The organism is Thiobacillus sp. (assembly GCF_024708915.1).
Genome location: NZ_JANJXQ010000003.1, coordinates 54,112 through 73,751, shown reverse-complemented (window position 1 = coordinate 73,751; position 19,640 = coordinate 54,112). Strand labels below are relative to the sequence as shown.

Annotated in this window: 15 protein-coding genes; 5 read left to right on the top strand and 10 right to left on the bottom strand. The window is 66.4% G+C overall.

The genetic code is table 11. The features are described from left to right. Nucleotides 1-53 precede the first annotated feature (53 nt). The gene (locus Q0L94_RS00475; protein ID WP_296749043.1) at nucleotides 54-1,211 is read right to left on the bottom strand and encodes a D-alanyl-D-alanine carboxypeptidase family protein; all 1,158 of its coding nucleotides are present in this window, start codon (nucleotides 1,209-1,211) and stop codon (nucleotides 54-56) included. A 156-nt stretch (nucleotides 1,212-1,367) separates the two neighbouring features. Here Q0L94_RS00475 and Q0L94_RS00470 point away from each other — a divergent pair, with 156 nt between their 5' ends. From Q0L94_RS00470 to ald, 4 genes are all read left to right on the top strand, one after another. After that, nucleotides 1,368-2,681, top strand: coding sequence for a dicarboxylate/amino acid:cation symporter (locus tag Q0L94_RS00470; RefSeq protein WP_296749042.1), 1,314 nt, complete (start codon nucleotides 1,368-1,370; stop codon nucleotides 2,679-2,681). Between the two features lie 3 nt (nucleotides 2,682-2,684). Then, nucleotides 2,685-3,695 carry a quinone-dependent dihydroorotate dehydrogenase gene (locus Q0L94_RS00465; protein ID WP_296749040.1) on the top strand — a complete coding sequence of 337 codons (1,011 nt, stop codon included), beginning with the start codon at nucleotides 2,685-2,687 and terminating at the stop codon, nucleotides 3,693-3,695. Beyond that, nucleotides 3,692-4,936 (top strand): TIGR03790 family protein, encoded by a 1,245-nt coding sequence (locus Q0L94_RS00460; RefSeq protein WP_296749038.1) that lies wholly within the window; start codon nucleotides 3,692-3,694, stop codon nucleotides 4,934-4,936. Before Q0L94_RS00465 ends, Q0L94_RS00460 begins: the two co-directional genes overlap by 4 nt. A gap of 62 nt (nucleotides 4,937-4,998) precedes the next feature. Beyond that, nucleotides 4,999-6,084, top strand: a complete 1,086-nt coding sequence (ald, locus tag Q0L94_RS00455; protein ID WP_296749036.1) for an alanine dehydrogenase — start codon at nucleotides 4,999-5,001, stop codon at nucleotides 6,082-6,084. Between the two features lie 67 nt (nucleotides 6,085-6,151). On the opposite strand, the gene Q0L94_RS00450 is transcribed toward ald, so the two are convergent. The 8 genes from Q0L94_RS00450 to Q0L94_RS00415 all read right to left on the bottom strand — a co-directional run bounded on the left by Q0L94_RS00450 (nucleotide 6,152) and on the right by Q0L94_RS00415 (nucleotide 17,281). Beyond that, on the bottom strand, nucleotides 6,152-6,895 hold the full coding sequence (locus tag Q0L94_RS00450) for a 2,3-bisphosphoglycerate-dependent phosphoglycerate mutase (RefSeq protein WP_296749034.1): 744 nt from the start codon (nucleotides 6,893-6,895) through the stop codon (nucleotides 6,152-6,154). Beyond that, nucleotides 6,892-7,545, bottom strand: coding sequence for a histidine phosphatase family protein (locus tag Q0L94_RS00445; protein WP_296749032.1), 654 nt, complete (start codon nucleotides 7,543-7,545; stop codon nucleotides 6,892-6,894). The genes Q0L94_RS00450 and Q0L94_RS00445 overlap by 4 nt, the downstream gene beginning before the upstream one ends. Before the next feature lie 26 nt (nucleotides 7,546-7,571). Next, nucleotides 7,572-8,141 carry a phosphoribosyltransferase family protein gene (locus Q0L94_RS00440; RefSeq protein ID WP_296749030.1) on the bottom strand — a complete coding sequence of 190 codons (570 nt, stop codon included), beginning with the start codon at nucleotides 8,139-8,141 and terminating at the stop codon, nucleotides 7,572-7,574. 4 nt (nucleotides 8,142-8,145) lie between these two features. After that, nucleotides 8,146-9,516, bottom strand: a complete 1,371-nt coding sequence (hemN, locus tag Q0L94_RS00435; protein ID WP_296749028.1) for an oxygen-independent coproporphyrinogen III oxidase — start codon at nucleotides 9,514-9,516, stop codon at nucleotides 8,146-8,148. 89 nt (nucleotides 9,517-9,605) lie between these two features. Then, nucleotides 9,606-10,178 carry a hypothetical protein gene (locus Q0L94_RS00430; RefSeq protein ID WP_296749026.1) on the bottom strand — a complete coding sequence of 191 codons (573 nt, stop codon included), beginning with the start codon at nucleotides 10,176-10,178 and terminating at the stop codon, nucleotides 9,606-9,608. Nucleotides 10,179-10,181: 3 nt separating this feature from the next. Beyond that, nucleotides 10,182-13,001, bottom strand: coding sequence for a phosphoenolpyruvate carboxylase (gene ppc, locus Q0L94_RS00425; protein ID WP_296749024.1), 2,820 nt, complete (start codon nucleotides 12,999-13,001; stop codon nucleotides 10,182-10,184). Between the two features lie 56 nt (nucleotides 13,002-13,057). Continuing rightward, nucleotides 13,058-17,011 (bottom strand): phosphoribosylformylglycinamidine synthase, encoded by a 3,954-nt coding sequence (gene purL, locus Q0L94_RS00420; protein WP_296749022.1) that lies wholly within the window; start codon nucleotides 17,009-17,011, stop codon nucleotides 13,058-13,060. A 27-nt stretch (nucleotides 17,012-17,038) separates the two neighbouring features. Beyond that, on the bottom strand, nucleotides 17,039-17,281 hold the full coding sequence (locus tag Q0L94_RS00415; RefSeq protein WP_296749020.1) for a DUF3330 domain-containing protein: 243 nt from the start codon (nucleotides 17,279-17,281) through the stop codon (nucleotides 17,039-17,041). 90 nt (nucleotides 17,282-17,371) lie between these two features. Here Q0L94_RS00415 and Q0L94_RS00410 point away from each other — a divergent pair, with 90 nt between their 5' ends. Beyond that, nucleotides 17,372-18,766, top strand: a complete 1,395-nt coding sequence (locus tag Q0L94_RS00410) for an NAD(P)H-hydrate dehydratase (protein WP_296749017.1) — start codon at nucleotides 17,372-17,374, stop codon at nucleotides 18,764-18,766. 1 nt (nucleotide 18,767) lies between these two features. Here the strand turns inward: Q0L94_RS00410 and galU are convergent, their stop codons facing one another. After that, nucleotides 18,768-19,637: a UTP--glucose-1-phosphate uridylyltransferase GalU gene (galU, locus tag Q0L94_RS00405; RefSeq protein WP_296749015.1), complete on the bottom strand. Its 870-nt coding sequence runs from the start codon at nucleotides 19,635-19,637 to the stop codon at nucleotides 18,768-18,770. Between the last annotated feature and the right edge of the window lie 3 nt (nucleotides 19,638-19,640).

Genomic DNA, 19,640 nt, shown 5'->3' with positions numbered 1-19,640 from the left:
TCACTTGACCGCGCCGTTCCGACTTCTCGTGGCGCTTCAGGAAACGGTCCGATTCAGCCGAACAGCCCCCTGAAGAACAGCCGGATGCTGTCCCACACGCGGCGGAAGAAGCCCCCCTGCTCGACCGCTTCGAGCGCGACCAGCGGTGCCTGCATGACGATCTTGCCATCTGCACCCACCAGTTCGACGCGCCCCATCGGCGTGCCAGTGACGACGGGGGCGATGACATCACCCTCGGCCAGCACAACGCGCGTCTGGTAGTCCTCGCTCGTGGCTTTCGGCAGCGTCGCGACAAAGTCGGCTGCGACGCCGGCCTTGACGCTGCGCGCGGCGCCCTTCCAGACCTCGACGGTCTGCATGGTTTCGTCCTTCTTGTGAAAGGCCCTGCTGGTGAAGAAGTTGAAGCCGTAGCCAAGCAGTTTGGCAGTCTCGGTGGCACGAGCCTCTTCGCTTGCCGTGCCGAACACCGAAGCGATGAGGCGCATGCCGTCGCGCTCGGCGGAGGCGACGAGGCAGTAGCCCGCTTCCTCCGTGTGGCCCGTCTTCAGGCCGTCGACGCTGGCGTCGCGCCACAGGAGCAGGTTGCGGTTCGGCTGATTGATGCCGTTCCAGACGAACTCCTTTTCCTTGTAGAGCGAATAGTGCGCGGGGTCCTCGACGATGATCGCACGGGCAAGCTTCGCCATGTCCAGCGCGCTGGAGTAATGCGTGGGATCGGGCCAGCCGGCGGCGTTCGCAAAGTTCGTGTCGGCCATCCCCAGACGTTTGGCTTCCTGGTTCATCATCGACGCGAACGTTTCCTCGCCGCCGGCGATGTGCTCGGCGAGCGCAATGCTGGCGTCGTTGCCGGACTGCACGATGATGCCGCGCAGCAGATCGCTTACCGCGACCTTGTCATTGACCATCACGAACATCTTGGAGCCCCCCATGCGCCAGGCTTTTTCGCTGATGAGGACGAGGTCGGCCTCCTTGAGGCGTCCACGCTGCAATTCGAGCGCGGCGACGTGCGAGGTCATGAGCTTGGTGAGGCTGGCCGGCGGCAGGCGCTGGCTGCCATTCTGGTCGACCAGCACGGCACCGCTGGCGGCATCCATCAGGACCCAGGACTTTGCAGCGAGCGGCGGGGGGGAAGGAACAGTGGGGGCGGCCGTGGCGGCACTCGCCACCCCAAAAAACAGTACAAGGGCTTGCAGGCAATCGCGGATGGTCATGGATTCGTCATCGAGTTGAAGCAGTGCAAAACAAAACGTGCAGGCAAAGGATCCTGCACAGGCGTGAGGATAACATCGCGCAACGATCTGGCGGCAGCCCGAGCCCGCCTGTCATCCCCCTGTTAAACTCACGGGGTTCTGATTGCCCCTGCCACCATGCCGTCGCCAGCGCCCCATCGCCTGACCCGCCAGATCGTGCTTGCCATGCTCTCGGGAATCGTGTCGGGCGTCATCGTCAACCAGGTTGCCACCGCACCGTGGATACACGCGGTGCTGATCGACGGTCTGCTGCACGTGATCGGTTCCGTGTTCGTCGCGGCCCTGAAGATGATGGTGGTGCCACTGGTATTCGTCTCGCTGGTGGTCGGGGTCACGGCACTGTCCGATCTCCGGGCGCTCGGCCGGATCGGCATCAAGGCACTGGTGCTGTATCTTGCCACCACCGCGATCGCGGTGACCATCGCGCTTTCACTCGCCCATGCGGTCGGTCCGGGACTCGGCTTCGATGCCGGCGAAGCCAACGCAAGCTTCAGCGCCAAGGAAGCACCACCGCTCACCCAGGTGCTGATCGACATGGTTCCCACCAATCCGGTCGCCGCCATGGCCGAGGGAAACATGTTGCAAATCATCGTCTTCGCACTGCTCTTCGGCGTGGCCGTGACGATGTCGGGTGCGCGCGGCAAGCACGTGCTCGACCTGTTCAGGGACCTCAACACGGTGATCATGCACATGGTCGAATGGGTCATGCGGCTTGCGCCCTACGGGGTGTTCGCGCTCATCACACGCAGCTTCGCCACTCAGGGCCTGGACTTGCTGCTGCCGCTGGCAGCGTATTTCTTCACGCTCACCGCCGCGCTGGCGATCCAGCTGTTCGGTACCTATCCCCTGCTGCTGCGCCTGCTGGCCTCGCTCAACCCGCTCACCTTTCTCAGAAAGATACGCGACCCCGCCGCCTTCGCCTTTTCCACCGCGAGTTCAGGCGCCACCATCCCGGTCACCCTGCACACGGTGGAAAAGAAGATGGGTGTGAACAACAGTGTTGCCTCGTTCAGCGTGCCGCTCGGCGCCACCATCAACATGGATGGCACCGCGATGATGCAGGGAGTGGCGGCCGTATTCATCGCAAATGTCTACGCCATCGATCTCGCACTCACCGACTATCTGCTGGTGGTCCTGACGGCGACCCTGGCTTCGGTCGGTACTGCCGCAATCCCCTCGGTCGGGCTGGTGACGCTGACCATGGTGCTCAGCCAGGTCGGCCTTCCGGTGGAGGGCATTGCACTCATCATCGGCGTCGACCGCCTGCTCGACATGATGCGCACCACCGTGAACGTCACAGGCGACTGTGCGGTGAGCTGCATCGTCGCCAAGAGTGAAAATGCGCTCGACCAAGCCGTGTTCGACGACCCTCGCGCCGGCTCCGTAGAAGACGCGACACGCCGCCCCATGCCCTCCCAGACGGTTGCCTGAACCATGATCTACCACCTGCTCCGCCCCGCGCTCTTTTCGCTTGACCCCGAGGACGCGCACCGCTTCACCCTCGCCAGCCTCGACACCGCGCACCGCATGGGCCTGCTGGGCCTGCTGCCGCGGGCGACGGGCAGGCCGGTGCACGTGATGGGGATCGATTTTCCCAACCCGGTGGGCCTGGCCGCCGGCCTCGACAAGGACGGTGCGCACATCGGCGCGCTGGCGGCGCTGGGTTTCGGCTTTATCGAGATCGGCACGGTGACGCCGCGCCCGCAGGGCGGCAACCCCAAGCCGCGGCTGTTCCGCCTGCCGCAGGCGCAGGCGCTGATCAACCGCATGGGTTTCAACAATCTCGGCGTCGACAACCTGGTGAGGAACGTCGAGGCCAGCGGATTCAAGGGCGTGCTCGGCATCAACATCGGCAAGAACAAGGACACGCCGAACGAGCAGGCCGTCGACGACTATCTTGCCTGCCTCGACAAGGTCTACGCGCACGCGAGCTACGTGGCCGTGAACATTTCGTCGCCCAACACGCAGAACCTGCGCGAGTTGCAGAAGGACGAGGCACTCGACGCGCTGCTTTCCGCGATCAAGCTGCGGCAATCCGAACTCGCGCAGCGCCATGGCAAGCATGTGCCGATCGCGCTTAAGATCGCACCCGACCTCGACGACGCGCAGATCGCCGCGATCGCCGCACTCCTGATGATGCACCGCATCGACGCGGTGATCGCCACCAACACCACCATCGCGCGCGACGCGGTCGCCGGCCTGCCGAACGCTGCGGAAACCGGTGGACTTTCGGGCGCGCCGGTGCGCGCGGCGTCGACGCGCGTGGTGCGCGAACTCGCGCGCCACCTGCAGAACCAGCTGCCGATCATCGGTGTTGGCGGCATCCTCTCGGGCGAGGACGCGCGGGAAAAGATCGACGCCGGCGCCACGCTGGTGCAGCTCTATTCCGGCCTCATCTACCGCGGCCCGGAACTGGTGCGCGAATGCGTCGCGCGTCTGGCATGAGGCGCTGGCTGGCCGCGCTTGCCGCGAGCGTGCTGCTGCATGCCGCCCACGCCGCGCCCGAGCAGGCGGTGGTCACGCATTTTCCGCAGCCCGCGCTCGGCGCCGAAGACCTCGGGGTAATCGTCAACGACGACGACCCGGCGAGCGTGGCAGTCGCCGCGTACTACATTGAGAAGCGCGGCATTCCCGCTGCCAACCTGATCCACGTGCGCTTTCAGCCGGGACGCGCGACGATGCCGCGCGCGGAATTCATCAACCTGAAGCGCCGCCTCGACCGCAAGACGCCCAAGCACATCCAGGCCTACGTGCTGACCTGGACGCAGCCGTGGCGCGTCGACTGCATGTCGATCACCGCCGCGTTCGCGTTCGGCTTCGACCCGGCCTTCTGTGCGGACGGCTGCAAGCCGACACGTGAAAGCCCGTATTTCAACAGCAGCACCACGCGGCCGTTCGACGCCTACCGCGTGCGTCCGACCATGAGCCTTGCCGCCGCCAGCGTGGACGCCGCAAAGAAGCTGATCGACCGCGGCGTGGCGAGCGACGGCAGCAACCCGGACGGCACCGCCTATCTCGTCAGCACCGCGGACAAGGCACGCAACGTCCGCGCCGCCGCCTATCCGGCGTTGCGTGCGCTGCTGCACCAAGCCTTCGCCACCGAAGTCGTCGAGGCCGACCGCGTCGAGAACAAGCCCGACGTCATGTTCTATTTCACCGGGCTCGCGCAGGTGCCGGCGATCGAACGTAACACCTACCTGCCCGGCGCGATTGCCGACCACCTCACCTCCTTCGGCGGCGACCTCCTCGGCACAGGTCAGATGAGCAGCCTCGCCTGGATCGACGCCGGCGCCACCGGAAGCTACGGCACGGTAGCCGAGCCGTGCAACTTCCCCACCAAATTCCCCCAGCCCGTCCTCGTCATGGCGCACTACCTGCAGGGCGAAACGCTGATCGAGGCCTACTGGAAAAGCGTGCTGATGCCGGGCCAGGGGATTTTCATTGGCGAGCCGCTGGCGCGCCCGTTCGCCGGCGTCCATCATCACGCCGAAGGCGGCGGGCTCGCCGTGTCGGCACGCCTGCTCGTGCCCGGCCTCTACGACGTGCGCGCCGCGCCATCTATGATGGGCCCCTACCAGCGTGTCGGCCGCGTACCGGTCGCGCCCGGCACGCGCGAGATTCGCCTGCGGCAGGTACCGCCGGCGTATTACCGCTTCGAGCGGCGCGAGAGCGAAAGGGCGCGATAAGGGTTCAAGCGCCACCGCCCTTTGGGTATTCTGGAGCCTCCCAAATCGAAGCGAGGCCTGTCATGCACATCGGCATCCCCAAAGAAATCAAGAACCACGAATACCGCGTCGCGCTGACGCCGGAGGGTGCGCGGGCGCTGGTCGAGGCGGGCCACGCGGTGAGCGTGGAAACCGGCGCAGGGGCGGCGTCGGGCTTTGCTGACGACGCCTACCGCAGCGCCGGAGCGTCGGTCGCGTCCAGCGCAGCCGAGGCGTGGGCGGCGGAGCTGGTGGTCAAGGTAAAGGAGCCGCAGCCGGATGAAGTGAAGCGGCTACGTGCGGGCCAGCTGCTGTTCTGCTACCTGCATCTGGCCGCGGCACCGGCACTGGCGCGCGAGCTGATGGCGCGCGGGGTGTCGGCGATCGCCTACGAAACGGTGAGCAAGCCCGACGGCGGCCTGCCGCTGCTGCAGCCGATGTCGGACATCGCCGGGCGGCTGGCGCCACAGGTCGGTGCGCTGGGGCTGCACAAATCCAACGGCGGCTGCGGCAAGCTGATCACCGGCCTGCCCGGCGTGCCGCCGGGGCGTGTACTCATCATCGGCGCGGGCGTGGTCGGCATGAACGCGGCGCGCACGGCGGCGGGACTCGGTGCGCGGGTGACGCTGATCGACCGCAATGCCGACAAGCTCGCGCGCGCCGAAGCCCTGTTCGGCGCACGCGTGGAAACGCGTTTTTCCTCGCCCGGCGCGATCGAGGACAGCCTCGTGCACGCCGACATCGTCATCGGCGCGGCGCAGATTCCCGGCCGCCACACGCCGCGACTGATTTCGCGAGCCATGCTCGCGCGCATGCCGGCCGGCGCGGTGCTGGTGGACGTTGCCATCGACCAGGGCGGCATCGCAGAAACTTCGCGCGCGACCACGCACAGCGATCCATTCTTTGTCGTCGACGGCATCGTGCATTACTGCGTCACCAACATGCCCGGCGCGGTGGCGCGCACCTCGACCAAGGCGCTCACCCACGCCACCCTGCCCTACGTGCAGGCGCTCGCGGCACAGGGACTCGCCGCGCTGGCGACCGACCCGGGCCTGCAGGCCGGGCTGCACGTACATGCGGGGCGCATCACCCACGCGGGACTGGCGCAGGATCTGGGGTTCGATGCGTAGGCGGGGGGGGGTGTTTACCCGCGAGCGTTGGCCGATGCGACGGTCCGATCGGCCCGGGGGCGGGCTTCTACAGCGCTGTAGGAGCGGCGCCCTCGCCGCGATCACCGCCCATGGCCAGCCATTCACGTCCCAGCACGCGGCCCGTCTCGTCGAAGCGGTAGACAAGCGGCACGCCGGAGGCGATCTCGACTTTTTCCATCGCTTCGGGCGACAGGCCATCGAGGTGCATGACCAGCCCGCGCAGGGTGTTGCCGTGGCTGATGACGAGCAGGCGACGGCCGGCGGCCAGGCGCGGTGCGACGACGTCGTGCCAGTACGGCAGGGTGCGCCGCTGGCAGTCGCGCAGGCTTTCGCTGGCGGGCAGTTCGCACGAGTCGAGGCCGGCGTAATGCGGATCGAAGCGAGGATGGCGCGGGTCGTCCCGCTCCAGCGGCGGCGGCGGCTCGTGGTAGCCGCGCCACCAGCGGCGTGACGCCTCCTCGCCCCAGGTGGCGAAGATCTCGCGCTTGTTCATGCCCTGCAGCGCGCCGTAGTGGCGCTCGTTGAGTCGCCAGCTGGAAAAGAACGGAACGCCCGGTGTACGCATGGCCGCAAGCAGGGCGTCGGCGGTCTGTCGCGTGCGGACGAGCACGGAGCCGTGCACCTCGTCGAAGACGAAGCCGGCCTGCGCCAGCTTACGCCCGGCCGCAGCGGCCTCGGCAAGACCCACTTCGGTGAGCGGAATGTCGGTCCAGCCGGTGAAGCGATCGGTGAGGTTCCATTCGCTGTGGCCGTGGCGCAGCAGCACGGTCCATGGCGCGTGGGCGCTCATTCCGGCGGCTCCGCAAGCACCTCGTGCAGGTGGTGGCGATCGCCCCACGCCTCCAGATGCCAGCCCTGGCCATCGAAGTGGAACCAGTTGAGCGCGCAGTTGGGAATCTTGAAGTCGCGCGGGGTATCGAGCGGGCGGCCGGTGGCGCGACGATAGAGGATGTCGAGCACCCCGCTGTGGGTGACTGCCGCAAGGGTCTGTCCGCTGTGGTGCCGCACCATCCAGTCGACGCCCTCGGCCACCCGCGCGGCGAAGCCGTGCAGGGATTCGCCGGTCTCGAAATCGTAGTCGGGATCCCGTGCCAGATACCGCGCATGCGCCTGCGGATAGCGTTCGGCCCCCTCGGCGGCGGTGATGCCCTGGAAAATGCCGTAATGCCGCTCACGCAGTTGCGGCAAAGGCTTGACCACGTGGTCCTCGCGCTGCGCAAGAATCTCCGCAGTCTGCGTCGCCCGCGCAAGGTCGCTGCTGTAGATCGCGTCGAAGCGATGGTGCGCGGCGTTGAAAGCCATCGCCAGCGCCTGGGCGCGTCCGATTTCATTGAGGGCAATGTCGGTATGCCCCTGGATGCGCTTCTCCACGTTCCAGTCGGTCTCGCCGTGGCGAATGAAGCAGATGCGGGTGGGGTGGGGTCGGGGAACGTGGTGCATGCGGAACGGCGCACAGGAACCGGCGATCAGTCCGGCTGCATGAGATCGATCTGGAAACGTGGCTCGTAGGGCGGCACGTTGCACTCGATGATGTCGGACGGCGCGACGTCGAGACGCACGCCAACGATATCGGTGCGAACCGGCAGCCGCGCGACGCCGCGGTCGACCAGCACCACCGTGCGGATTTCGGCGGGCTGCTTTCCGGCGATGTACTGTACGGCACGCAACAGCGAGTGTCCGCGATACATCACATCGTCGACGACGAGCACGGTGTAGCCGTCGAGGTCGAGGCTGGCGTGCTCGGGGTTCTCGGTGAGCTGGGTTTCGGGGTGCAGCAGCCTGAGGTCGTCGGCGTAACGCTTGATCTGCAGGTCGAGGCGCACGCAGTCGGTGAGGCCATAGTCCCGCACCAGGCGCGCGTGCAGGCGGTCGGCGAGCGGCGCGCCGCGGCGCAGGATGCCGATGACGGCGACGCGGCTGCGTCCGGTGATCAGGCCGGCGGCCTGGCGCACCATGTCGCCGATCACGTCTTCGAGCTGCTCGGCGTCATACAGACAGGTGCGCCGCCCCACCGGCGGCTCGGCTGGCTTGACCATGGCGTCAGGCGGTACGCGAGTAGCGCGGCTTGTCGGTCGCGGCTTCCTTGAGATAGCGGTCGAAGCACATGCCGATGTTGCGCAGGAACAGGCGGCCGACGGCCGTCACTTCGATGCGCGCGCCGTCGAGGCGCACAAGACCGTCGTCGGCGAGCGGACGCAGGTCCTTGAGCGCGTCGGCGAAATACGCCGCGGCGTCGATACCCCATTCCGTACCGAAGGTAGCGAGATCGAGTTCCAGGTCGCACATGACGCGGGTGATCGCCTCGCGCCGGATGCGGTCGTCGAGGCTCAATTTGATGCCGCGCTCGACGGCGAAGCCCGTGGCGGTGACGCGCGCCTCGTAGGACTTGAGGCCCTTCTCGTTCTGCATGTAGACGTCGACGGTCTGGCTGATGCTGGACGCGCCGAAGGCGAGGATGTCGCAGTGCTTGTGCGTGGTGTAGCCCTGGAAGTTGCGCCACAGCGTCTTGTTCTGCTGCGCGCGCACCAGCTCGTCTTCCGGACGGGCAAAGTGGTCGAGGCCGATGTTGACGTAGCCGGCAGCGCCGAGTCTTTCGTTGACGGCCTGCTGCAGCGCGAGGCGGGTGGCGAAATCGGGCAGGTCGGCTTCGTTGATCAATTTCTGGTGCTTCTTGATCCACGGCACATGGGCGTAGGCGAACACCGCGAGGCGGTCGGGCGCCCAGGCGACGACGCGATCGAGGGTTTGGCGGAAGCTCTCGACCGTCTGTTTCGGCAGACCGACGATGAGGTCGAGGTTGATGCTGGAGAAGCCGAGTTCGCGCGCCCAGTCAACCACCTGGCGAATGAGGAATTCCGACTGGATGCGGTTGACCGCTTCCTGCACGGTGGGATCCATGTCCTGCACGCCGAAGGACACGCGGTTGAAACCGTTCTCACGCAACGCGACGAGATGCTCGCGGGTGAGTTCGCGCGGATCGACCTCGCAGCTGATCTCGGCGTCGGGTGCGAGCTTGAAATGGCCCCGCATGCGTCCCATCAGCGCGCGGATGTCGTCGGGGTGCAGGTAGGTCGGGGTGCCGCCGCCCAGGTGCAGCTGCCGCACGATTCGCTGCGGGTCGACGCGTGCCGCGGTCGCGGCCATTTCGCGCTCCAGCGCGGCCAGATAGGGAACGGTCTTGCTGTAGTCGCGCGTGGCGACCATGTTGCAGCCGCAGTAGTAGCAGAGCGAGTCGCAGAACGGGATGTGTGCGTACAGCGAAATGCCGCGCTCGGGCTGCATCGCGGCGAGCGCATCGAGCCAGTCGGCCTCGCGGTAGCCGGTATGGAAGTAGGGCGCGGTGGGGTACGAGGTGTAACGCGGGCCCGCCACGCTGTATTTCTGGAGCAGTTCCAGTGTCGTCGAGCTCATCTTGGTGCCTTCAAGTTTCGCATGGCAAAGGGTCTTTATTAACACAGCGCAGCCGTCAAATCCAGCCCGCGCGCCCCGGCACGGCGACCTCAGGGCACTGAAAGGCGCAGCGCGGCGAAGTCGTCACTGAACAGTACGAACTCGTCGCCGGAGGCGAACTGCCAGCCCTCGAAGTGACCGAAATCAGTGCTGGAACGCGGCGACAGTTCGAGGTTGAAGCGCTTGGCCAGTGCGCGGGTCGGGTTGCGCACCGCAAGTACCACGGAGAGATAGCGATCACTGCTGTTCTCGATCACGGCCACCAACCCGCGCCCCAGCATCGAAGCGCGGAAACCGATCACGACCGGCAGCGGTGGCTTGGCCGATACCACCGCCTGAAGGTCGGATTCCTTGTAGGCGAGTTGCGCCTTCAACTGCTCGATCTCGCGCTGGTTCTCGGTCAGAAGATTGCGTGCCTCGACCAGGTAGCGTTCGGTCTGTTGGCGTTGTTCCACTTCCTTCGAGAGGCGTCGCTTGACATCGCCAAGATCGACATTGAGCAGAAAGGCATACAGGCCCAAGCCACCGGCCACCAGCAGCAACAGCACATTGAAGCTGACCGATGCGATCAGCCAGCGCCGACGCGTGTCGGCAGAACTGCGGGGGCTGGTCTCGCTCTGCATGCGCTAACCGGTGTTTCGCATGCCCGCGGCAATCGCGTTGATCGAACGCTTCAGGGGCGTCAGCCAGGAGTCCTGCTCGACTTCCGCCACACCCCCGCTACGGTAGCGCTTCAGCATCCGCACCTGGATATGATTGATCGGGTCGATGTAGGGACGCCGCCGCGACAGTGACAGCGCCAGCGGCTGGTTGTCTTCGAGGAGTGCAGCGATCTGAGCCACCTGCCGCACCCATTCGACAGTCAGCCCGAATTCGTCGACGATAGCCCGGTAGACGCGCTGCGCATTGGGATGTTCGCACAGCCGTGCGTATTCCTCGGCGATCTCGAGGTCTGCCTTGGTCAACGCCATCTGCACGTTGGACAACAACCCACGGAAGAACGGCCACTCACGGTGCATCGCCTGCAGTTGCGCGAGCGCATCGGGGTGCGCATCGGCGAAGCGTTTCAGCGCGCTGCCGATGCCATACCACGCGGGCAGGGTGTGGCGCGACTGCGCCCAGCCGAACACCCAGGGGATCGCACGGATCGAGCCGAGCGATCGATCGGCCTTCTTGCGGTGCGACGGCCGGCTGCCTATGTTGAGCTTGCCGATCTCGGCAACCGGCGTGCTCTCGTAGAAATAATCGATGAAGCCTTCCATGCCAAGCAATCCACGGTAGGCGTCCTCGCCAGCCGCCGCGATGTCGCGCATGTTGGTGAGAAATTCTTCCGGATAACACACCTCGCTCTGCGCCAGCGCAGTGGTGCTCGCCTTCATCAGGCCGGTGACACCCATGCCGATCTCGTAACTGGCCGTCTCCGGATTGCCGTATTTGTAGTAAAGCATCTCGCCCTGCTCGGTGAACTTGATCTCGCCGTTCACGGTGCCAGGCGGCTGCGACAGGATCGCGTCGTGGGTGGGGCCGCCACCGCGGCCAACGGTACCGCCACGACCATGGAACAGCCGGCACTCGACACCGTGTCGGCGCGCCAGCGCAATGATCGAAAGCTGTGCCTGGTAGAGATTCCAGTTGGATGCCAGGATGCCACCGTCCTTGCATGAGTCCGAATAGCCGAGCATGACTTCCTGGCGATTGCCGTTGGCCGCCACGAGTCCACGGTAGACCGGGTTCGACAGTAGCTGATCGAGGATCGCCTGGCTGCGCTGCAGGTCGTCAACCGTTTCGAACAGCGGCGCGACGAGGATCCGGCAGGCCCAGCCATCCCCCGTGTGCCCCGCCAGCCCGACCAAGCGCGCCAGCAGCATGACTTCCATGACGTGTGAAGCGCTGTGGGTCATGGAAATGACGTAGGCACCGAACACATCATCGCCGATCTCCGCCTGCAGCTTGGCCATGCGGCGGAACACCGCAAGCGTCTCGCGCGCCTCGTCGTCGAGGCGTGCGTCGTCGAACTCGATCGGGTCGATGTGGCCGATCCACGCCGCGAGCCGCTGCAGGCGTGCAGCCTCGTCGGCGCCTGCATAGTCAAAATCGGGGTCGATCTGCTTCAGGATCGCTGTAGCGGCACGTGTGTGCACGGTCGATTCCTGGCGGATGTCGAGTTGCAGCAGGTGAAAACCGAAGCTTTCCACCAGACGGATCAGCCCCTGCAGGTGCTGCACCGCAACGATGCGGTCGCCGTGGCTGATGAGTGAGTGGCGCACGAGATGAAGATCATGCAGGAAGGCAGCGGCGTTCTCATACGCGAGATGCGAGGTAAAACTCGGCACACCCGCCAGCGCCTGCCGAATGTACGCGAGATTGGCGTCCAGCCGTGCGAGCATCAACGCCGCCATGCGCCGATAGGGTTCGCGGCTGTAGAGCTGGACTGCGGTCCCGCGAAACACCTGCTCGCCGAATGCGTCCTCGTAAGCGCGTAGCCGTTCGAGGAAATCCGCCGCCGGCGTGCACCAGCCGCTGCTGTGGGTGAGTGTCTGCTTGAGCTCGAGCACGCGTGCGCGGTATTCAGTGAGCGCCTCCTGCATCTGCCGATGGACGGTCCACTCGGTCACATCGGCGGTCACGAAGGGATTGCCATCGCGGTCGCCACCGATCCAGGAACCGAAACGGATGAAGCTCGGAACGCGGATGACCGCATCGCCCTCCGGTGTAGTGCCGTAGTGCTTGCGCAGCGCCCTCTCGAAAAACTGGTAGGCACGCGGCACCGCCTCGAACAGGCTCTCGCGCACGTAATAGAGGCCATTGCGCACCTCATCGCGTACTTCAAGTTTGGCACTTCGCAATTCGTCGGTGCGCCACATCACCTGGATTTCGGCGGCGAGCTGGCTTTCCAGTTCGCGACGGTCGTTGATCCCCAGCGTGGAATGGTAAAGCTGGTCGCAAATCAGGAAGATGCGGCGCATACCCTCCATCACCGCACGGCGGCGCGCTTCGGTGGGGTGGGCCGTGAACACCGGCGCATAGTGAAGGCGATCGACCATGCTCTGCAGCGTGGCCACGGAAATACCCTGCGCGCGGAATTGCTCCAGCGTGCGGTCGAACGAACCTTCCCACAGCGCGAGGCTGTGCGACAGCAGGCGGCGTCGGTTGCGGTATGCGTAACTTTCCTCGGCGACATTGACCAGCATGAAGTAGCTGGAAAAAGCGCGCACGACGAGTTCCACCTTCTCCGCGGGCATGGCGTCGATCATCGCCATCAGCTCGGAGCGGCGCTGCTGGTCTTCGTGCTGGTGCAGCTCGGCGAAGCCGCGGCGCAACGTTTCCACCGCCTCGAACACCTCCTCACCGGCGAACTGCAGCAGTACCTGTCCAAGCAACGTGCCCAGGAGCTTGACCTGGGCACGCAGATCGTCATCCGTCAGCAGGGTCTGGGAGTCGTTCATGAACAATCAACCAATCCGGTTAGGCAAAGTTTTGGATTCTCGCACATTGAGACAGGTCACCCAACCGCACGGCGTGCATTGCGAAACATGCGCAACCACGGTCCGGCGCCCTGCATGTCGTCGGGTTTCCACGACAGCTGGGCGGCACGGAACACCCGCTCGGGATGCGGCATGAGAATGCCGAAACGGCCGTCTGACGTGGTGAATCCGGTCAGCCCCCAAGGCGAGCCATTGGGGTTGTATGGATAGGTTTGTGCCGGTACGCCGTCATGGTCGACATAGCGCAGCGTCGCATATGCCGCGGCTGCGTGTGCTGCCTCGCGGAACACTACCCGCCCCTCGCCGTGCGATACCGCGATCGGCATTGCGGAACCGGCCATGCCCGCAAAGAATATGGAGGGCGAGTCCAGCACTTCGACCTGCACGAAGCGCGCTTCGAACTGCTCCGACAGGTTGCGCTCGAAGCGAGGCCACGCCTCCGCACCGGGAATGAGGTCGTGCAACTGGCTCATCATCTGGCAGCCGTTGCATACGCCCAACGCAAAGGTATCGGCACGGCCGAAAAAGGCCGAAAACTCGTCCCGCGCGCGCGGGTTGAACAGGATAGACTTGGCCCAGCCCCCACCCGCGCCGAGCACGTCACCGTAGCTGAAGCCGCCGCAGGCGGCGAGACCGGCGAAACCGGCGAGGCTGACGCGGCCGGACAGGATATCGCTCATGTGAACGTCGACTGCGGCGAAGCCGGCGGCATCGAACGCAGCCGCCATCTCGACCTGACCGTTGACGCCCTGCTCGCGCAGCACCGCGACGCGCGGCCGTGCGCCGCTGGCGATGAAGGGCGCGGCGACATCCTCGTCGGAATCGAAGGTGAGCGCATAGTGCAGGCCGGGATCGGCCGCGTCCGCATGGGTGGCAAACTCCTCCTCCGCGCACGCCGGGTTGTCACGCAGCTTCGCCATCTCGCAGCTGGTGCGCGCCCAAGCGCCTTGCAGATCGGTACGCGCCTCGTCGAGAATTATCCGTTCCTTGCGACGGATACGCACACGGTCGGTGGCATTCGGCTCGCCGATGACAAAAAACTCGGCGCGCAGGCCGGCATCGAAGAAAGCCCGCATCACCGCCGCGGTGTCCGTCCGGCGCACCTGCAGCACGGCTCCTGTCTCCTCGCTGAAGAGGACGTTGAAAATGCGCTCGGTATAACCGCGCGTGTCCGCGTCGACCGGTTCGGGCAATCCTTCATCCTCGACGTCCAGGCGGATCTTTTCGGAGCACAGTTCGTCGACATCGACGTCGATCCCGCAATGGCCTGCGAAGGCCATCTCGCACAGCGCGGCGAAGAGTCCGCCGTCAGAGCGATCGTGATAGGCGAGCAGCTTGCCCGCACCATTGAGCGCCTGAACGGTGTCGAAAAAGGCGGCGAGCAGCGCGGGCGCCGGCGCATCCGGGCAGCGGTCGCCGACCTGCTTGAACGCCTGCGCGAAGCTCGATGCGCCCAGACGGTTCCTGCCCAGACCGAGATCGATGAGGACGAGGTCGGTGTCGCCGGCGTCGGTGCGCAGCTGGGGCGTCAGGTGCCGCGTCGCATCCGGCGTGATGGCAAACGCCGAAATCACCAGCGAGATCGGCGAAGTCACCGACTTCTTCTCCGCACCCTCCTGCCACACCGACTTCATGCTCATCGAATCCTTGCCGACCGGAATCGACACGCCGAGTGCCTGGCAATACTGCGATACGGCGGCGACGGTATCGAACAGCGCGGCATCCTCGCCGGGGTGCCCCGCCGGCGCCATCCAGTTGGCCGACAGCTTCACCTTGCCGAGACCGTCGATGCGCGCGGCGGCAAGGTTGGTGATCGCCTCGACAACCGCCATGCGTCCCGACGCGGGCGCGTCGATCAGCGCCATCGGCGCACGCTCGCCGATGGAGAACGCCTCGCCCTGCGTGGTGCGGTAGCCCGCCAGGGTGATGGCGCAGTCCGCCACCGGCACCTGCCACGGCCCCACACACTGGTCGCGCGCGGTCAGCCCGCCGACGCTGCGGTCGCCGATGGAAATCAGAAACATCTTGGAGGCCACGCCCGGCATCGCAAGCACGCGGTAGACGGCATCCTTCAGTTCGATGCCGTCGAGCGCGAGCGGCGCGGGCAAGGCTGGCTGGTGCACCACGTCGCGCGTCATCTTCGGCGGTTTTCCGAGAATGACGTCGAGGCCGACGTCGACCGGCGCGTTGCCGAAATGGCGGTCGGTCACCAGCAGGTGGTTCTCCGCGGTGGCCTCGCCCAGCACCGCGAACGGGCAGCGCTCGCGCTCGCAGATCGCGCGGAACTCATCCAGGCGCCCGGGCGGAATCGCCAGCACGTAGCGCTCCTGCGCCTCGTTGCACCAGATCTCGCGCGGCGACATGCCGGATTCCTCCGACGGCGCGGCGCGCAGTTCGAAGCGTCCGCCGCGGCCACCACCGTGCACCAGTTCAGGCAGCGCATTGGACAGACCGCCGGCGCCGACGTCGTGAATGGATAGGATGGGGTTGGCCTCACCGAGTTGCCAGCAGCGGTCGATCACTTCCTGCGCGCGCCGCTCCATTTCAGGATTACCGCGCTGCACCGAGTCGAAGTCGAGGTCGGCGGCATTCGCGCCGGTGTCCATCGACGAGGCGGCGCCGCCACCCAGCCCGATCAGCATGCCCGGACCACCCAGCTGGATGAGCAGCGTGCCGGTGGGCAGCAGCTTCTTGTGCACGTGGTCGGCGCGGATGCTGCCGACACCGCCCGCCAGCATGATGGGTTTGTGGTAGCCGCGGCGCTGCCCCGCCACGGTTTCCTCGAAGGTGCGGAAATAGCCGGCGATGTTGGGGCGACCGAATTCGTTGTTGAATGCCGCCGCACCGATCGGGCCTTCGAGCATGATCGCGAGCGGGCTGACGATGCGGTCGGGCTTGCCGTAGGCCTCCGCCTCCCAAGGCTGGGTGTAGCCGGGAATGTCGAGATTGGAAACGGAGAAGCCGCACAGGCCCGCCTTGGGCTTGGAACCGATGCCGGTCGCGCCCTCGTCGCGTATCTCGCCGCCGCTGCCGGTCGCAGCGCCAGGGAAAGGCGAAATGGCGGTGGGATGGTTATGCGTCTCGACCTTCATCAGCACGTGAGTCAGCTCACTGCTGTAGGCGTAGCTGCCGTCCGCGCGCGGATAGAAACGCTGGGTCTCGGCGCCCTCGATCACCGATGAATTGTCTGAATACGCCACCACCGTGCCGCCGGGATGCGCGGCGTGGGTGTCGCGGATCATGCCGAACAACGAGCCCGCCTGCGCCACGCCGTCGATCACCCAGTCGGCATTGAAGATCTTGTGACGGCAATGCTCGGAATTGGCCTGCGCGAACATCATCAGCTCGACGTCGGTAGGGTTGCGCCCCATGCGGGTGAAGTTGTCGACCAGGTACTCGACCTCGTCGTCCGACAGCGCGAGGCCGAGTTCGCGGTTGGCGGCTTCCAGCGCGCCCCGGCCGCCCGCGAGGATATCCACGCGCGTGAGCTCCCGCGGCGCCACATGGCGGAACAGCTGATCGACGTCGGCAAGCGTCATCACCGCCTCGGTCATGCGGTCGTGCAGGAGCGGCAGCAGGCGCGCGCGCGCGTCGTCCGACAGCGGCCGGCCGGCGGCATCCCGCACGTGATAGGCAACGCCCCGCTCGATGCGGCGGATGTTGCCGAGGCCGCAGTTGCGGAGAATATCGGTGGCTTTCGACGACCACGGCGAGATCGTGCCGGGGCGCGGTGTGACGAGGATCAGCGGGTCGTCGGCAGTCGGCGTATCGGTCGGCGTACCGTAATCAAGCGCCTGTTCCAGCTGGGCCCGCTGCGCGGCGTCGAGCGCGCCCTCCACTTCGAGAAAATGCCAGTGGCGCGCCGCCAGCGTACCCAGGTCGAGGCCCCGCGCCGCCGCCTCACGGCGGATCTTGTCGAGACGGAACGGTGACAGCGCGGCTGCGCCGGGGAGGGAGACGAGGGCAGGCATGAGCGTCTTTGCGAACGGGCAAAGGCGCTATTTTAGCCGATCCCCCTTCGGCTCGCCGGGCGGCTCGCTCCGTTGCTCCGCCCGACGCCGCCACTGGTCGAGGCAGTCGAGTCCGCAGAAATGGTGCACATAATCCTGCGCGTCGGCCAGATTGATCGAATCGGGCGGCACTTCCACCAGACAGACCGCACACGTCAGCACTGTGCAGACGGCATCGTCGGAGCAGGTGGCCACCGGCGCGCCCGCAGGAGTTCGAGGTGGGGTTTCCATGACGCTTCCTCCGGATCGGAGCAATGAACTCAGTCTAGTCCATCGGACCGCGCCTGCTAAGATTCCGCCATCCGGTCCGCAACCCCGCTCATGCCGCTCGCACCCGCCTCGCCGCCGCTCTTCAACGCCGCTGACATCCAGGCCATCGACCGGGCCTGGGCGGCGGCGCACCCGGACACGCCCCTGATGCCGCGCGCAGGCGCGGCAACGGCCGAACTCGCCGCCGCGCTCGCCGCCGACACCGGCGAGCCGGTGCTGCTGCTGGCGGGGCCGGGCAACAATGGCGGCGACGCGGTGGTCGCGGCCCGGCTGCTGCGGACCCAGGGCTTTCGCGTGGTGCTGGTGAGCCGTGCCGACCCCGCGCGCCTGCCACCGGACGCTGCGCGCGCGTGGACCGGATGGCTGCAAGATGGCGGTACAGTGCTGCCGGACATTCCCGGCACGCAGCGCTTCGGCCTGGTCGTCGACGGGCTGTTCGGCGTCGGCCTCGAACGCAATATCGAAGGCGAGCTGGCGCGCTGGATCGCCGCGGTCAACGCCATGGACTGCCCGACCCTCGCGCTCGACGCGCCGAGCGGGCTCGACGCCGACACCGGGACGGTGCGCGGCTGCGCCGTGCGCGCCGACCACACGCTCACTTTTCTCGGCCTGAAACCCGGCCTGCTCACCGCCGACGGTCCGGACCATGCCGGCACGCTGCATCTCGACACGCTCGGCGTCGACACCCTGCCCGCTACACCCGGTATCGCGCTGACCCAACTGGAGCGCCGCCATCGGCTGCCACCGCGCCTGAAGAACAGCCACAAGGGGTCGTTCGGCCATGTCGGCGTGATCGGTGGTGCGCCGGGGATGGTCGGCGCCTGCCTCATCGCCGGCCGCGCGGCGCTGGCACAGGGCGCCGGGATGGTGACGGTCGGCACGCTCGATGAGCGCCTCGTCGTCGATTACGGCGAGCCGCGGCTGATGCTCGCCACACCGGAGTCGCTGGCCGCCACTCCGCCTGGCGTACTGGTGATCGGCCCCGGGCTGGCGCAGACAACGCGCGCGCATGCGCTGCTGTCCGCCGCACTCGATGCGCCCGGCCCCCTGCTGCTGGACGCCGACGCGCTCAACCTGCTCGCCATCGATGCCGAACTCGCAGGGCACGTCGCACACCGCACTGCGCCCACGCTGCTCACCCCGCATCCAGGCGAAGCGGCGCGCCTGCTCGGCACCTCGGTCGCGGCGATTCAGGAAAGCCGGATCGAAGCGGCGCTGCGGCTAAGCACACAGTACCGTGCGCACATCGCGCTCAAGGGCGTGGGGACCGTGATCACCCATCCGGACGGCCGCTATGCGATCAACACCACGGGCGGGCCGTGGTTGGCGCAGGCGGGCTCCGGCGACCGCCTCGCCGGCATGGCGGCGGCGCTGATCGCGCAGGGGCTGGCTGCGGGCGACGCGCTCGAAACTGCCGTCTGGCTGCACGGCCAGCCCGGCGGCTGATTCAGCAAACGCGTTGTTTCAGGTAGGCAGCGAAGTCCTCGCTGACTTCGCTGTGCTTGAGGGCGTATTCCACCGTCGCCTGCAGGTAGCCGAGCTTGCTGCCGCAGTCGTAGCGGATGCCGTCGTAGGCGTAGGCCAGAACCTGTTGTTCCTTCAAGAGCGCCGCGATGGCGTCGGTCAACTGGAACTCGCCGCCCGCACCGGGCTTGAGATGCTGGATATGGTGGAAGATGCGCGGGGTGAGAATGTAGCGCCCCACCACGCCGAGTGTCGACGGTGCCTCCTCCGGCTTCGGCTTCTCGACGATGGCATTCACCCGCGACACCCGCTCCGCCATGGGGCTGGCATCGACGATGCCGTAGGATGCCGTCTCCTCCGGGGCCACCTGCTGCACGCCGAGCACCGAGCACTGGTAATAACTGTACTGGTCGACCATCTGCTTCATCACGGGAGGATTGCCATCGATGAGGTCGTCGGCGAGGATGACCGCAAAGGGTTCATTCCCGACCACAGGCTGCGCACACAGCACCGCATGGCCCAGCCCCAGCGCCTCGGCCTGGCGGATGTAGATGAAGTTGACGTGGTTTGGGCGGATCGACTGCACGAGTTCCAGCACCCGCTTCTTGCCGCGCGTTTCCAGTTCGGTTTCCAGTTCGTAAGCCTTGTCGAAGTGGTCTTCGACCGTGCGCTTGGTACGGCTGCTGATGAAGATGATGTCGGTGATGCCGGCTTCCATCGCCTCCTCCACCGCGTACTGGATCAGCGGCTTGTCGACGATGGGCAGCATTTCCTTGGGGCTGGCCTTGGTGGCCGGCAGGAAGCGGGTGCCCAGCCCCGCGACCGGAAATACGGCTTTGGTTACTTTTTTCATGTC

What these genes read in the sequence shown, in the direction of transcription:
- Q0L94_RS00475 (WP_296749043.1), bottom strand. Translation starts at nt 1,211, where the DNA reads ATGACCATCCGCGATTGCCTGCAAGCCCTTGTACTGTTTTTTGGGGTG.
- Q0L94_RS00470 (WP_296749042.1), top strand. Translation starts at nt 1,368, where the DNA reads ATGCCGTCGCCAGCGCCCCATCGCCTGACCCGCCAGATCGTGCTTGCC.
- Q0L94_RS00465 (WP_296749040.1), top strand. Translation starts at nt 2,685, where the DNA reads ATGATCTACCACCTGCTCCGCCCCGCGCTCTTTTCGCTTGACCCCGAG.
- Q0L94_RS00460 (WP_296749038.1), top strand. Translation starts at nt 3,692, where the DNA reads ATGAGGCGCTGGCTGGCCGCGCTTGCCGCGAGCGTGCTGCTGCATGCC.
- ald (WP_296749036.1), top strand. Translation starts at nt 4,999, where the DNA reads ATGCACATCGGCATCCCCAAAGAAATCAAGAACCACGAATACCGCGTC.
- Q0L94_RS00450 (WP_296749034.1), bottom strand. Translation starts at nt 6,895, where the DNA reads ATGAGCGCCCACGCGCCATGGACCGTGCTGCTGCGCCACGGCCACAGC.
- Q0L94_RS00445 (WP_296749032.1), bottom strand. Translation starts at nt 7,545, where the DNA reads ATGCACCACGTTCCCCGACCCCACCCCACCCGCATCTGCTTCATTCGC.
- Q0L94_RS00440 (WP_296749030.1), bottom strand. Translation starts at nt 8,141, where the DNA reads ATGGTCAAGCCAGCCGAGCCGCCGGTGGGGCGGCGCACCTGTCTGTAT.
- hemN (WP_296749028.1), bottom strand. Translation starts at nt 9,516, where the DNA reads ATGAGCTCGACGACACTGGAACTGCTCCAGAAATACAGCGTGGCGGGC.
- Q0L94_RS00430 (WP_296749026.1), bottom strand. Translation starts at nt 10,178, where the DNA reads ATGCAGAGCGAGACCAGCCCCCGCAGTTCTGCCGACACGCGTCGGCGC.
- ppc (WP_296749024.1), bottom strand. Translation starts at nt 13,001, where the DNA reads ATGAACGACTCCCAGACCCTGCTGACGGATGACGATCTGCGTGCCCAG.
- purL (WP_296749022.1), bottom strand. Translation starts at nt 17,011, where the DNA reads ATGCCTGCCCTCGTCTCCCTCCCCGGCGCAGCCGCGCTGTCACCGTTC.
- Q0L94_RS00415 (WP_296749020.1), bottom strand. Translation starts at nt 17,281, where the DNA reads ATGGAAACCCCACCTCGAACTCCTGCGGGCGCGCCGGTGGCCACCTGC.
- Q0L94_RS00410 (WP_296749017.1), top strand. Translation starts at nt 17,372, where the DNA reads ATGCCGCTCGCACCCGCCTCGCCGCCGCTCTTCAACGCCGCTGACATC.
- galU (WP_296749015.1), bottom strand. Translation starts at nt 19,637, where the DNA reads ATGAAAAAAGTAACCAAAGCCGTATTTCCGGTCGCGGGGCTGGGCACC.